Origin of the sequence: Enterococcus sp. AZ191 (assembly GCF_051713845.1) — a bacterium.
In the GTDB taxonomy this organism is placed as follows: Bacteria; Bacillota; Bacilli; order Lactobacillales; family Enterococcaceae; genus Enterococcus_B; species Enterococcus_B durans.
Genome location: NZ_JBIOQS010000001.1, coordinates 2,628,320 through 2,641,675, shown reverse-complemented (window position 1 = coordinate 2,641,675; position 13,356 = coordinate 2,628,320). Strand labels below are relative to the sequence as shown.

Annotated in this window: 13 protein-coding genes and 1 pseudogene; 10 read left to right on the top strand and 4 right to left on the bottom strand. The window is 38.9% G+C overall.

Going from position 1 to position 13,356, the window contains the following annotated elements; translation table 11 throughout:
- Positions 1-2 precede the first annotated feature (2 nt).
- Together pheA and IGI47_RS12820 are read left to right on the top strand one after the other, a co-directional pair.
- Entirely contained in the window at positions 3-860 is an 858-nt protein-coding gene (gene pheA / locus IGI47_RS12825) for a prephenate dehydratase (RefSeq protein WP_438784389.1), read from the top strand.
- A 123-nt stretch (positions 861-983) separates the two neighbouring features.
- Positions 984-1,496 (top strand): type 1 glutamine amidotransferase domain-containing protein, encoded by a 513-nt coding sequence (locus IGI47_RS12820; RefSeq protein WP_311931233.1) that lies wholly within the window; start codon positions 984-986, stop codon positions 1,494-1,496.
- A 293-nt stretch (positions 1,497-1,789) separates the two neighbouring features.
- On the opposite strand, the gene IGI47_RS12815 is transcribed toward IGI47_RS12820, so the two are convergent.
- Both IGI47_RS12815 and IGI47_RS12810 read right to left on the bottom strand, forming a co-directional pair.
- Positions 1,790-2,461, bottom strand: coding sequence for a ClpXP adapter SpxH family protein (locus tag IGI47_RS12815; protein WP_311931231.1), 672 nt, complete (start codon positions 2,459-2,461; stop codon positions 1,790-1,792).
- A gap of 117 nt (positions 2,462-2,578) precedes the next feature.
- Positions 2,579-3,154: a CYTH domain-containing protein gene (locus tag IGI47_RS12810; RefSeq protein ID WP_438784388.1), complete on the bottom strand. Its 576-nt coding sequence runs from the start codon at positions 3,152-3,154 to the stop codon at positions 2,579-2,581.
- 130 nt (positions 3,155-3,284) lie between these two features.
- Between IGI47_RS12810 and IGI47_RS12805 the strand changes: the two genes are divergently transcribed.
- From IGI47_RS12805 to mgtE, 4 genes are read left to right on the top strand one after another with little or no spacing between them, the layout of a single operon-like run.
- Positions 3,285-3,989 carry a GTP pyrophosphokinase gene (locus IGI47_RS12805; RefSeq protein ID WP_438784387.1) on the top strand — a complete coding sequence of 235 codons (705 nt, stop codon included), beginning with the start codon at positions 3,285-3,287 and terminating at the stop codon, positions 3,987-3,989.
- On the top strand, positions 3,967-4,764 hold the full coding sequence (locus tag IGI47_RS12800) for an NAD kinase (RefSeq protein ID WP_005879010.1): 798 nt from the start codon (positions 3,967-3,969) through the stop codon (positions 4,762-4,764). Before IGI47_RS12805 ends, IGI47_RS12800 begins: the two co-directional genes overlap by 23 nt.
- A 1-nt stretch (position 4,765) precedes the next feature.
- Entirely contained in the window at positions 4,766-5,665 is a 900-nt protein-coding gene (locus IGI47_RS12795; RefSeq protein ID WP_438784386.1) for an RluA family pseudouridine synthase, read from the top strand.
- 17 nt (positions 5,666-5,682) lie between these two features.
- Positions 5,683-7,044 carry a magnesium transporter gene (gene mgtE / locus IGI47_RS12790; protein ID WP_438784385.1) on the top strand — a complete coding sequence of 454 codons (1,362 nt, stop codon included), beginning with the start codon at positions 5,683-5,685 and terminating at the stop codon, positions 7,042-7,044.
- 263 nt (positions 7,045-7,307) lie between these two features.
- On the opposite strand, the gene IGI47_RS12785 is transcribed toward mgtE, so the two are convergent.
- On the bottom strand, positions 7,308-7,946 hold the full coding sequence (locus IGI47_RS12785; protein WP_438784384.1) for a copper homeostasis protein CutC: 639 nt from the start codon (positions 7,944-7,946) through the stop codon (positions 7,308-7,310).
- A gap of 135 nt (positions 7,947-8,081) precedes the next feature.
- On the opposite strand from IGI47_RS12785, the gene IGI47_RS12780 reads away from it, so the two are divergent.
- The 4 genes from IGI47_RS12780 to recD2 all read left to right on the top strand — a co-directional run bounded on the left by IGI47_RS12780 (position 8,082) and on the right by recD2 (position 13,063).
- Entirely contained in the window at positions 8,082-8,939 is an 858-nt protein-coding gene (locus IGI47_RS12780; RefSeq protein ID WP_311931222.1) for a methyltransferase domain-containing protein, read from the top strand.
- A gap of 223 nt (positions 8,940-9,162) precedes the next feature.
- Complete coding sequence (gene trmL / locus IGI47_RS12775) at positions 9,163-9,666, top strand: tRNA (uridine(34)/cytosine(34)/5-carboxymethylaminomethyluridine(34)-2'-O)-methyltransferase TrmL (RefSeq protein WP_438784383.1); 504 nt, start codon at positions 9,163-9,165, stop codon at positions 9,664-9,666.
- Between the two features lie 149 nt (positions 9,667-9,815).
- Entirely contained in the window at positions 9,816-10,472 is a 657-nt protein-coding gene (locus IGI47_RS12770; RefSeq protein WP_438784382.1) for a histidine phosphatase family protein, read from the top strand.
- A gap of 17 nt (positions 10,473-10,489) precedes the next feature.
- Complete coding sequence (gene recD2, locus IGI47_RS12765) at positions 10,490-13,063, top strand: SF1B family DNA helicase RecD2 (protein ID WP_438784381.1); 2,574 nt, start codon at positions 10,490-10,492, stop codon at positions 13,061-13,063.
- Between the two features lie 51 nt (positions 13,064-13,114).
- Here the strand turns inward: recD2 and IGI47_RS12760 are convergent.
- Positions 13,115-13,332 (bottom strand): annotated as a pseudogene (locus tag IGI47_RS12760) (ISL3 family transposase); the annotation flags it as partial.
- Between the last annotated feature and the right edge of the window lie 24 nt (positions 13,333-13,356).

Genomic DNA, 13,356 nt, shown 5'->3' with positions numbered 1-13,356 from the left:
TGATGAAAATCGGTTATTTAGGTCCGAAGGGATCATTTACTTATAGTGCAGTAACTAGCTATTTTAAAAATGGTGAGTGGATATCGTATGACTCGTTGATTGATTTGATCGATGCACAGCTGAATCAGGAAATAACTTATGCGATGGTGCCCATCGAAAATTCGATCGAAGGCTCTGTCCTAACGACATTAGATCATGTTTATGAAACGTTGCCTTCTATTCAAGGGGAAATCATTCTTCCGATTCGTCAGCAATTGATGGTTCACAAAGAGCAACAAAAAGAGTGGAGACAGACAAAAAAAATCTGTAGTCATCCCCAGGCGTTGGCACAGTCACAGCTTTTTCTAAGAACTCATTTTCCAAAAGTCGAGATCGAACAAGTTGGTTCAACCGCTCAAGGCGCGCAACAAGTAGCAAATCATCCGGAGCAAGCATTAGCGGCAATTGGCCCGTTATCTGCAGCAAAAGAGTTTGGACTCGTTGTCGTTCAAAAAGATATCCAGACGATCGTGAATAATGAAACTCGTTTTTGGCTACTTGGTTCAAAACCAAGCGCCACAAATCTAGAGGCAGTCGATTATAAAGCAACGTTATTTGTTGATCTGCCAGAAAATCATCCGGGGGCACTGTATCAGGTATTAGCTGTTTTCGCCCAGAAACAATTGAATTTGACAAAAATCGAATCTCGTCCGCAAAAAACGCAGCTAGGGGAATACTTTTTTGTGATCGACGTAGCAGTCAAAGCACAAGCGAAAGAATTACAAGAAGCGATAAGCTTACTCCAAGAGCAACAATTTCCAGTACATTTGATTGGTCAATATCCAGTGTATCAAATCGATCAAGTGAAACCAGCACAATAAACAAAGGACGATTCGGTCAGAATGCTTTATTACACCTTATTACTATTAGTATAAACAGATTAGTTGCACACTTTCTTCAATTCCTTTAGGCTTAAATTAAGCGATAAGAAAGGAAGAGGATAAATGACAAAAAAAGTTGCAGCAATCGTTACTGATTTGGTGGAAGATGTAGAATTATCATCACCAAAAGAAGCTTTGGAAAAAGCGGGGCATTCTGTTACTTTGATTGGGTTTGAAGCAAAACAAACGATCAAAGGGAAAAAAGGAACTGAATTTACGATTGAAAAAAGCATCGATGAAGTGTCTCCTGAAGACTTTGACGCGCTATTGATACCAGGGGGATTTTCACCGGATCAACTACGAGCAGATCAACGATTCGTTGATTTTGTTTCTTATTTCTTAAAAAATGACCAACCATTATTTGCAATCTGTCACGGACCACAATTATTCATCCAAACGGGTTTAATAAAAGGGCGTACGATGACTGCCTATGACACCGTTCGACCAGATATTGGTTATGCCGGAGCCGTAGTGAAAGATGAAGCAGTAGTAGTGGATAAACAACTAGTGACTAGCCGTAATCCAGATGATCTACCTGAATTTGATCGTACGATCGTGGAAGTATTAGCTAAGTAAGTGTAAAAGGGTATTTCTCAACAAACTGAATCAAAATCTATAATAACGACAATAGTACAGAAATAGTCGACCAAGAATCTTGAATTAGACACTTGGTCGTTTTTTTGTTTAAAAGAGTGTATTTGTAGCTAGAAATCAAGTGATGACAACTTGTGGGAATTCCATGATGATGTTCATTGTTTTTTTTTTCGTGTCATCACCTAAACAAGCGACTGGGAAACAAAATAATCCATTTTTGAACAAAAAATAGACTACCACGAAAGAATTTCGTAATAGTCTATTCAACACAACTTTTAATTAGAAAGTAAATATAAATGGCTATTTCCTGAGTTTAATCGAGAAGCATTTGTATGTAAATGTTCACCATTGAAAACTTGATAAGAGTCATCTTTTGTTTTACAAATTTCTTTGATACGTCGAACGGTGTTAGAACCTTCGATTAATACACCAAAGTCGTGTTCACAGGAGTAGTTATATACTACAGCTGAAGGATGCTTAGTGATTCCCATCTCACGAGCAATTTTTTGATCGGAGAAAAAGGCTTCTTTGACAAATTCTGATTGACGATCTTCTTTGAACATTTTTAGATCGCCCCCGATTTCGGCAAAGAGGGATTCAGCAAGCGCTGGAGAATATGGTAACTTTCTACAACCCACTGCTTCTTGCAATTTGATCAAGAACTGCCGTCCCTTTTTCTTTCCTTGGAACTGTGCAGCTTTACAATCTAATGCAGCAGAGTAAGTCATTGAAAATAGTTGGTTCCGTTCGGTTAGATTTTTTTGAGAAATTCCGTTACTTTGCATGACATCCCCAATTGTCTGCAAATTAACCAGTGGAAGAAAGCGAAATTGCATCTTGTCTTTCGATTTTTTTCCGTATTCTTCGCCAATAAATTGTAACAATTGTTGTTCTAATTTAAAGCAGCGTTTCCCCAAAGGATTAACAAATAAATAAATTTCGATCATATGAATCTCCCCCAAAATAGATTCTATACAACTAGTGAATTCTTTCATTCACAACCTATAACTTAACAGAAAAATGATAAAAAATGAACTCAAGTGCCTTGTGAAAATGATAGAATTTTAATCTTTAGATTCAATCATGCGTTGGATCTTATTTTTTGCTGGACGATAAGGTAAAAAATGGGCTTCTAAAAACTGTTCAAAAGCTATTTTTCCAACAGTAGCGTCAGCGACCTCTAGTTCTAATTCAAAGTCATGTAGATTTTCTCCAAAGCTTTGGTCAATCGCTAAAAGACCTTCTGCTACTTTGAATTCTGCACGTTTAGTCGTTAATTTTCCAGTTTCGATCAATAGTTCTGGATCGATGTTTAATTCAGAAAGTTTCTGAAAGACAGCCCCTGATGTAGGTAGAACATGTTGATTCAAGTAGGAATCGATCTTTTCCATTGTCAATGTATCGGTTGTTTCAAGCCGACCTGCTACTTCAGGAGTTTTCAACGTATATTCTGCATATGTATCTAAAAGGCGGATACGCAGCCCACAATTTTTTTTCGCCAATTGAAAATCAGGTGTATCAAAATAAATATTTGTTTGGACGGTAAAATCTTTTGGTTCTAATTGATAGTGTTGGATCAACTGATCGTATTCTTTTTCAGTTAACATAGATTTATATTCGATCTCTAACATTTTAGACATATGTAACACTCCTTTTATCTATTCTGCCTAAAATTTCTTTTTTGGTCAATACAAAAAGGCGAGAGGTACAAAAAAACTACATTTATATGGTAAAATGAAAAAGAATGTTAATGAAGTAGAGGGATCAGCTATGGAACGAGACTGGGAAGAATTTTTAGCACCATATGAGCAAACAGTATCAGAATTAAAAGTAAAACTACGTGGGATCCGTAAACAATTCAGAGAACAGAATCGTCATGTTCCGATTGAATTTGTGACGGGAAGAGTGAAGCCGGTTGATAGCATCATCACAAAATCACAGTTACGACATATCCCCATGGGACGTTTAGAAGAAGAAATGTCGGATATTGCTGGTTTGAGGATCATGTGTCAATTTGTTGAAGATATCCATCAAGTGGTAGAGATCATTCGTAATCGTAAAGACATGAAGGTTATCCAAGAAAGAGACTATATCACGAATAAAAAAGCAAGTGGCTATCGTTCTTATCATTTGGTCATCGAGTATCCAGTCCAATTGATCAGTGGCGAAAAGAAAATACTCGCTGAAATTCAAATTCGTACATTAGCAATGAATTTTTGGGCAACGATCGAACATTCATTAAACTATAAATACCAAGGCGTATTTCCAGAAGAAATGAGTGAACGACTTCAACGGGCGGCGGAAGCAGCCTACCAACTAGATGAAGAGATGTCGAATATACGAGAAGAAATCCAGGAGGCACAACGCCTATTTTCTCATGGCAGAGGAAAATCGGATGATATCTATTATCGGACATTACTCACCAGAGAAAGGCTGAAAGAGGAGGCAAAAGATGAAGGTAGCGATCGTTCATAATCAAGAAAGCAAAACCTTAGAAGTAACTGAGCGATTGAAGCATCTTTTGGAACAAGCGGGGATCCAAACAGATGAACAACAGCCAGAGTTAGTGATCTCTGTTGGTGGAGATGGCACCTTACTATCGGCTTTTCATCGGTATACGCATCTGTTGAACGATGTTCGTTTTTTAGGTGTGCATACCGGTCATTTAGGTTTTTATACCGATTGGCGAGATTACGAATTAGAAGAACTTGTGGATAGCTTGCAGACCAATCGTGAGCAGAGTGTCAGTTATCCCTTGTTGGATGTCCGTATCAGCTACGTAGATGACAAGCCAGATCAACATTATTTTGCGTTGAATGAGTCGACAATCAAGCGTTCCAATCGAACGATGGTGGCGGATGTCTACATTAAAAACGAACTTTTTGAAAGTTTTCGAGGAGACGGTCTAGCTGTTTCAACGCCTACTGGTTCAACAGCATATAATAAAAGTATTGGTGGCGCTGTGATCCACCCAAGTATCAATGCCTTTCAATTAGCAGAAATTGCTTCATTGAACAACCGAGTGTTTCGAACATTAGGCTCACCGATGGTCATCGCACAGGATGAGTGGGTAGAAATAAAACTAGAAAATACAGAAGACTATCTTGTGACGGTCGATCAACTCGATATTGCAGAATCAAATATCCGTTCCATCTACTATCGAATCGCGAAAGAACGGATCCATTTTGCGTCGTATCGTCATATGCATTTTTGGCATCGTGTAAAAGATGCCTTTATTGGTGAGGGATAGTATGGAATTTGAATGGAGATATGAAAAAGAGCAGCCGCAACAATTAAAATACTTTTTAAAAGAAAAAGGTATTTCTAAAGGTTTGCTAGCTAAAATAAAGTTTCAAGGTGGAACGATCAAAGTAAATGACAAAAGAGAAAATGTCTTGTTTTCTCTTTCAGACAATGATAAGGTAACCATTGTGATTCCTGCTGAAGGTGAGCATGAAACGGTACTCTTAGATGAGACACCGATTGACATTATATATGAAGATGATCATCTTTTGGTGGTCAATAAACCAGCTGGTACTTCTTCGATTCCAGCACAATACCACCCGAATGGAACTATGGCGAATCGTGTAAAAGCATACTATAAACGACAAGGTTATGAGGATCAGGTCGTTCACGTTGTCACGAGGCTTGACCGCGATACCTCTGGTTTGATGCTGTTTGCAAGACATGGTTTTGCACATGCGAAATTAGACGTTCAGCTTAGGGAAAAAAAGTTTATCAAAAAATATCAAGCACTTATTAGTGGAAGTTTAGCTGATTTAAAGGAACATGGTTGGATCGATTTACCCATTGCACGGGACTATTCATCATTGTTGAAGCGTCAGGTCCATGTCGATGGTCGAAGTGCGCAAACCGAATACTGGTTAGAAAAAAGAGACTCTGAAATTGCATTGGTGGATATTCAGTTGCATACTGGAAGAACCCATCAGATCAGAGTTCATTTTTCTGAGATTGGTTGTGCCCTTTTAGGTGACGAAATGTATGGTGGACGAATGGATCTAGGTATTGAACGGCAAGCATTGCATTGTTATGATCTACGTTTTTATCATCCTTTCACACAAAAATTATTAGAATTTAAGCAGCCTTTGGCACAGGACATGGCAGCTATCGTTCAACGGTTTGAAGATTAAGGTGAGGTGAGATTGGTTTGGATGAAAATCAAGAATTAGAGGAAAGATTTGCCCAGTTATCTCAGGATTTGAGAGAGAATAATATTCAGGAATTTAGAAACAGCTTCTTGGAGATGCATATTTATGAGCAGGGGCAATTTTATCAATCCCTTAACGAAGAAGACCGCCAACTGATCTACACGTATTTGTCTCCTAAAGAATTAGCGGATATGTTCGATGTGATCGAAGAAGACAATGAGCACATGAAAGAGTATTTAGACGAAATGCGTCCGAGTTATGCAGCAGAAATGTTGTCAGAAATGTATACGGATAACGCTGTCGACTTATTGAATACACTAGATAAAAAACAAATCGCGAAATATTTAAGCTTGATGTCGACAGATGATGCCAGCGAGATCAAAGAATTGCTGCATTACGAAGATGAAACAGCCGGTGCGATCATGACCACTGAGTTTGTTTCGATCGTTGCTAATCAAACCGTACGTTCTGCAATGTACGTGTTGAAAAATGAAGCAGATGTTGCAGAAACGATTTACTATATCTATGTAGTCAATCAAGAAGGACAGTTAGTTGGTGTTATTTCTTTGCGTGATTTGATTGTAAATGATGATGACACGATGATTTCTGACCTCATGAGTGAACGGGTATTGTCTGTTCATGTAGGCGATGACCAAGAAGATGTCGCTCAAACTTTCCGTGACTATGACTTTCTGGCATTACCAGTCACAGATTATGATGATCATCTATTAGGGATCGTTACAGTCGATGATATCATTGATGTTATTGATGATGAAGCAGCGAGTGACTATTCTGGTTTAGCAGGGGTCAACGTAGAGGAAATCAATGAGAACCCTGTTAAGGCAGCTTCCAGGCGTTTGCCATGGTTAGTTACGCTTCTTTTTCTAGGAATGTCAACAGCTTCACTTATCAGTCATTATGAAGATTTAGTCAGTGAAGCAAGTATTCTAGCTGTCTTTATTTCACTGATAACTGGTACAGCTGGAAATGCTGGTACACAGTCCTTGGCGGTTGCTGTAAGGCGATTAGCTATCTCAGATGAAAAAGATCATGGGTTTGTTCGTTTGATCTTGGCAGAGGTATTAACTGGACTAGTGACTGGTGCGGTTACTGGATTAACGATTTTCTTGATTGTTGGTTTCTGGAAGCACAATTTCATTCTGGGCTTTGTTATAGGGATTGCGATGCTGTTTGCGATTACGGTTGCCAACTTAGCAGGCAGTCTGATTCCTATGTTGATGGACCGACTTGGCTTTGATCCGGCAGTTGCAAGTGGACCATTCATCACAACGTTGAGTGATTTGACAAGTGTATTGATTTATTTCAATATCGCTTCATTATTTATGGGATATTTTATGTAGAAATGATTCTGTTCAAAGTATTTTGATGAATTCCCGAAGTGAAATGACTAGAATACTATTTATATAAACAGACAATGATGGAATGAATAAAAAAACGCGAGATAAATCTAAAAATCAGGTTTGCTACAGACTCTCGAATAAACGGCGTCCAAAAGTCAGGCTTTTCGGAAATTTCAAAAGAAAAACGAGCAATACAAAAAACGTATTGTTCGTTTTTCTTGCCAATTTCTCAAACCTAAACGACTTTTGTCTCGACCTCTTTTTTAGTCTAATGGTACGATTTTTGTGCCGTGGACTTCAGTAACACCTAGCGCCGTTGCTACAGATTCGGCGTTTTTATAATTGACTTTTCCGCCGGGAAGAATGATCAAGCGCCCATTAGCGTAAGCAATCAATTGTTTGAGATGATCAAGATGAGCTTCAATTAAGTCACTTGCATCGCCACCATGAGTCAAAATACGATCAACGCCATGTTCTGCTAACCAGTCGATTGCTGCAAACTGGCGGTCTTTAGGGATACTATCAAATGCCATATGGAAAGTGGTCTGTAATCCTTCCGCTGTTTCAAGCAATAATTCCATTGCTTCTTCGTCGATCCAGCCAGAAGGAGTTAAACAGCCCAAAACGACACCATCAGTTCCTAATTTTTTTGCTTCAATCAAATCTGTATGCATGATTTTTAATTCGATATCGTTATAGACGAAGTCGCCTCCACGCGGACGGATGATCGTCATAACCGGTATTTCCTTTTCCCCTGCGTAACTTAACACTTCCTCAATGACACCTGTACTGGGAGTTGTTCCTCCAACAGCTAAGTTGTCACATAGTTCAATACGGTTTGCTCCTCTTGAGATTGCTAAAGGGATCGCTGTATAGTTCTCTGCGCAAAATTCTTTGATCATTTTCTTGCTCCTTTATATTCGCCTTAGTCATGGAGATTGTAACATATTTTTTGTAGTTGCTAAAGTTTTGTTCTAACGGTAAGATGAAAGTGTAAAATCAACGTTTACTATTTGAAACGAGAAATGAGCGGAAAAATGTTAAAAAAAATCGACAAAGGACGCCAGTTTTTGCTGGAGAATAAAGGACTATTTCGTTGTCCACTGTGTCACACAAAGATTGAAACAACGAATAATGGTTTGGTGTGTCGGCAGAACCATCATTTCGATCTCTCCAGAAAAGGCACGCTATATTTCTTATCCCATGCTGTGAAGACAGAATATGATCAAGGAATGTTCGAACCTAGGCGCAGAATGATCCAATCTGGAATGTATCAACCGGTTCTCGAATTATTAGCACAAGAATTGCCCCAAGAGGCAGATGTGTTAGATGTTGGGTGTGGAGAGGGAAGTTTCTTGTTCGCTCTCGACCAGTTGCATCCGTTAAACCGCGCTGTGGGTTTTGATATTTCAAAAGAAGGGGTGTACGCAGCGACAGAGCATCCTATCTCTGCATTTTGGTGTGTGGCGGATTTGACGAATCTTCCTTTTGAAGATCAGCAATTCAATACGGTCTTGAATATCTTTTCACCTTCTCATTACCAAGAATTTCAACGGGTACTGGCCAATGATGGAGAAATCTTAAAAATCGTCCCTCAAGAAAATTATCTAAAAGAACTACGACAAGCTTTTTATCCGGATCAACCAGAAAAACAACAGTACTCAAATGAGCGAGTAGTAGCCAAATTCGCTGATTCTCTGGAGTTAGTTGGACGTCAACGTGTGACATATGAATTTGAGATACCTGAAAAAAATCAGCAAGATCTCTTAGCGATGTCACCTTTAGAATGGCAGGTCAGCCCAGCGATAAAAGAGCAATTAGCCCAGGATCCTTTGAAAAAAATTACAATTGATGTAGAATTATTAAAAGGAAATAAGAGAAAACGATTCCAATAGAAATATTGTTTTTGAAAGGTTGCAAAAAGAGTTTATAGGTGGTATAGTAGCCACAAGTTGTTTTTTCATTGGTTTTTATCAGGTTCCTGTTCTGATAAAAGTTAGTGAGAAGAGCTTCACTAACGTAACGACTCGCAGTGACTGACACCGAGTTGATACGTTTTTTTTTATGCAAAAATAAAGAGAGTAATGAACTAACATATAAATGAGAGGATTGATCCTTATGAACCATATCGTTTTATTTGAACCATTGATCCCTGCCAATACTGGAAATATTGCAAGGACTTGTGCTGCAACGAATACACCACTCCATTTGATTGAACCTCTAGGATTTTCAACAGATGATAAACATTTGAAACGTGCTGGATTAGATTACTGGAATGACGTGAACATCACATACCATCCTAATTTGGACGCTTTTTTGTCTTATCTAGGTGATCGAAAACTTCATTTGATTTCAAAATTTGCCCATAAGGTATACAGTGATGAAAATTTTGCAGATGGAGAAGAACACTTCTTCTTATTTGGGAAAGAAACAACGGGCTTGCCAGAAGAATTCATGCGTGAAAATAAAGAAAAATGTTTAAGAATCCCGATGAATGATGAACATGTCCGTTCATTGAATCTGTCAAATACTGCGGCAATGATCGTCTACGAAGCATTGCGACAACAAGGATTTCCCAATTTAGAGTTAACACATCACTATGAAAATGATAAGCTAGACTAGAGGCCATTTAGCAAATGTCCTGGCTCAAGCATTAAGCAAAGGAAAAGGGGAATGCCCTTTACTAGCAATTTTATTTACTCAGCAGAGCCATTATTCTATTAATTAGCAGACACTACTTTTAAAAAGTGACAGCAAGGAGTCCGATGCAAATGGAATTATATTTTACAAGACATGGAAAAACAGAATGGAATCTTGAACGCCGTTTTCAAGGCAGCAACGGAGACTCCCCCCTTTTAGCAGAAAGCTATGAAGAAATCAAAGCTTTTGGTAAAAAAGTGAGATATGTGCCGTTCAAGGCAATCTACTCCAGTACAGCGAAACGCGCACGTGATACAGCAGAAGGGATAAATAAAGAGCTAGCCCATCCAGTTGAAATCATTTATATAGATAAGTTGAGAGAACTAGGATTAGGAGATTTAGAAGGCCAGCCAATTGATGAAATGTATCAAAAATATCCTGAAACACTGCCTAATCTACGGCAACATCTCGATAAATATGATCCTACCCTTTTTAGAGGAGAAGCGATCGAGTCTGCGATTACGCGGATCGAAACAGTAGTAGCGGATGCTGTCGCACAACATGAGGGACCGATTCTTTTTGTCGGACATGGCGCATCATTGACTGCCGCTATTCAATGGATGGTGGGAAAAGAATTGAGCCAATTGCGAGAAATGGGCGGACTCTTCAATAGTAGTCTTACGATTTTAGAGACGGGAGAACTGTATAATTTACTCCCTTATGAATTAAAAGTATGGAACGAGATTGATTTCTTAGGGAAAGATACGAAACCAGAACCACTATTATAATTGAAGGAGGCGGCAAAATGCAGCCAGAAGAAATGCCTTACTTTGTTGGCACAATTGCCGCAATTTTTTTCCAAAATCCTAGTAATTTTTATAAAGTCTTACTGATTCGGGTCACTGAAACAACTGCTGATTATCGTGAAAAAGAAATCGTTGTGACAGGAAGCTTTGGAGATGTCCAAGAAAATGAGTTATATCGGTTCTACGGTGAATTAGTAGACCATCCTAAATATGGCAGACAGCTAAAAGTTGAGCGGTATGAGCAAGAAAAGCCTACTACAGCCAACGGTATTGTTGGTTATTTGTCTAGTGAGAAATTTCCGGGTATCGGAAAGAAAACAGCAGAAAAAATCGTTGAGTTATTGGGTGAAGAAGCGATTGAAAAAATTATTGCTGATCCTTCAGTGCTAAAACAGATTTCTGGTTTGACTAAGCCAAAAAGAGAAATGATCGCGGAAACGATTCGCTTGAATCATGGAATGGATCAAGTGATCATGGGGCTGAATCGCTATGGTTTTGGTAGTCAGCTTGTATTTAGTATTTACCAAACTTATAAAAATGAAGCACTAGATATCATTCAAGAAAATCCGTATCAACTGGTTGAAGATATTGAAGGAATCGGTTTTAAACGTGCAGATAACTTGGCAGAGCAACTAGGGATCGCCGCCGATTCTCCAAGACGTATCCAGGCAGCAATCTTACACCAAATTTTTCAGCATGCGGTGCAAACTGGCGATACATATGTTCCTGCTGAGATGCTTCTTAGCCAAACCATCAAGATTTTGGAAACAAGCCGACCGATTGAAATTCAACCAGATCAAGTGGCAACGGTGATCATCCAACTTGTCGAAGAGGGAAAGATCCAACAAGAAGGAACCAATCTCTATGAGAACAGTTTGTTTTTCTCTGAATGGGGGATCGGTAATTCGATTCAACGGTTGCTTAGTCGAAAAAAAGAAATCAAGTATCCAGAAAAAGAAGTGAAAAAAAATATTCGTCGTATCGAAAAAGTTTTTGGTATCCAATATGGAGAGTCCCAAGAGAAGGCCATTTCAGAAGCAGTCCGCTCGCCATTATTCATTTTAACTGGAGGACCTGGTACAGGGAAAACGACAGTTATCAATGGAATCGTCAATTTGTTTGCGGAATTGAATGGGTTGGAATTAGATCCTACGAAATATACACAAGAAATTTTTCCGATATTGTTGGCAGCGCCAACTGGTCGGGCAGCAAAGCGAATGAATGAAACGACCGGACTTCCGGCAAGCACGATCCACCGATTGCTTGGATTGAATGGACGTGAAAAATCACCAACAGTCAGCACGAAAGAGCTGGAAGGTGGTTTATTGATCATCGATGAAATGTCGATGGTCGATACATGGTTAGCGAACACTTTATTTAAAGCTATTCCTACAAATATGCAAGTTATTTTAGTTGGGGATAAAGATCAATTACCCTCTGTAGGTCCTGGTCAGGTTCTGCATGATTTGTTGGAAATCGATCAGATTCCTAAAATGGAATTGAATCAGATCTATCGTCAAGGAGATGGCTCAAGTATTATTCCACTTGCTCATGAAATCAAAGAAGGACAATTGCCAGCTGATTTTACAAAGAATCAGAGGGATCGATCCTTTTTCAGAAGTGATGCATATACGATTGAACCGTTGATTGCGAAGATCGTGGAAAAAGCGAAGAACAAAGGATTTACTGCACAAGATATCCAAGTATTAGCTCCAATGTATCGTGGTCCAGCAGGAATCGATGCGCTGAATAAGATGATGCAAAATATCTTTAATCCGGGAAGGGATGGACGCAAAGAAGTTCATTGGAACGATACAGTCTATCGGATCGGAGATAAAGTACTCCAGTTAGTAAATACGCCAGAATTAAATGTGTTTAATGGCGATATGGGAGAAATCACGGGAATTGTGTTGGCAAAAGATTCTGAAGATAAGATTGATGAATTGGTGATTCAATTTGATGCCAATGAAGTCACGTATAAACGGAATGAGTGGAATAAGATCACGCTCTCTTATTGTTGCTCGATCCATAAATCACAAGGTAGTGAATTCAAAATGGTCATTTTGCCAATGGTTCACCAATATCAGCGTATGCTCCAACGAAACCTACTTTATACTGCAGTCACTCGAAGTAAAGAATTGCTGATACTTTTAGGGGAAGAACATGCTTATGCTACATGTGTGAAGAATGAATCAGCGAGCCGAAAGACAACCTTGAAAAAAAGAATCGAAGAAAACGAGCAGATGACAATCGCTACACGAACGAAGCTAGTAGCTTACGAGGACTCATTGAGTGGAAGTGATCCGTTTGAGGATGGTTCATACACTAGCGTGGGTGAGACACCCAAGACACCAATTGAAAAAAATGAGCACAACGAACAAAAAGAGTCTGTCCAGGCAAAGGAACGTAATGTTAATCTATTCTCATCGGTTGAAGAAACAAAAGTGCAGATGAAAGATGAAGAAAAGGAAACAGAAGCGACTCAATTACCTCAGACGTATATTCTTACAACAGAAGCAATTGAAAAACAACTGATTGATCCAATGATTGGTATGGAAAACGTAAAACCTTAAAAATAGAGGCTCTTTGTCAAATGATGTTGGTGGAGACAAATTTGGATAAAACTTAGTCCGATATACGGCGCGTTCTGTGCGTGTCGTATACGAATCGTTGCGGATAATGAGAGCCAATCCGCAGTGTTCGCAATGGAAGGCGAGTTATCCAATCTTCCACTAATAAACTGTGCTTGAACGCCTTTATATTGTTTTTCAATCAGCCATTCTTCATCAAAAAATAAATGTTTATCTGTTAATCCGAGTAATTTTCTAGTATGATTATCCATAGAGAGACTCCTTTGGTAGGGTAA

Coding starts and splice junctions, on each gene's coding strand:
- IGI47_RS12815 (WP_311931231.1), bottom strand. CDS start 2,461: ATGATCGAAATTTATTTATTTGTTAATCCTTTGGGGAAACGCTGCTTT.
- IGI47_RS12800 (WP_005879010.1), top strand. CDS start 3,967: ATGAAGGTAGCGATCGTTCATAATCAAGAAAGCAAAACCTTAGAAGTA.
- IGI47_RS12795 (WP_438784386.1), top strand. CDS start 4,766: ATGGAATTTGAATGGAGATATGAAAAAGAGCAGCCGCAACAATTAAAA.
- pheA (WP_438784389.1), top strand. CDS start 3: ATGAAAATCGGTTATTTAGGTCCGAAGGGATCATTTACTTATAGTGCA.
- IGI47_RS12770 (WP_438784382.1), top strand. CDS start 9,816: ATGGAATTATATTTTACAAGACATGGAAAAACAGAATGGAATCTTGAA.
- recD2 (WP_438784381.1), top strand. CDS start 10,490: ATGCAGCCAGAAGAAATGCCTTACTTTGTTGGCACAATTGCCGCAATT.
- trmL (WP_438784383.1), top strand. CDS start 9,163: ATGAACCATATCGTTTTATTTGAACCATTGATCCCTGCCAATACTGGA.
- IGI47_RS12780 (WP_311931222.1), top strand. CDS start 8,082: ATGTTAAAAAAAATCGACAAAGGACGCCAGTTTTTGCTGGAGAATAAA.
- IGI47_RS12810 (WP_438784388.1), bottom strand. CDS start 3,154: ATGTCTAAAATGTTAGAGATCGAATATAAATCTATGTTAACTGAAAAA.
- IGI47_RS12820 (WP_311931233.1), top strand. CDS start 984: ATGACAAAAAAAGTTGCAGCAATCGTTACTGATTTGGTGGAAGATGTA.
- IGI47_RS12785 (WP_438784384.1), bottom strand. CDS start 7,946: ATGATCAAAGAATTTTGCGCAGAGAACTATACAGCGATCCCTTTAGCA.
- IGI47_RS12805 (WP_438784387.1), top strand. CDS start 3,285: ATGGAACGAGACTGGGAAGAATTTTTAGCACCATATGAGCAAACAGTA.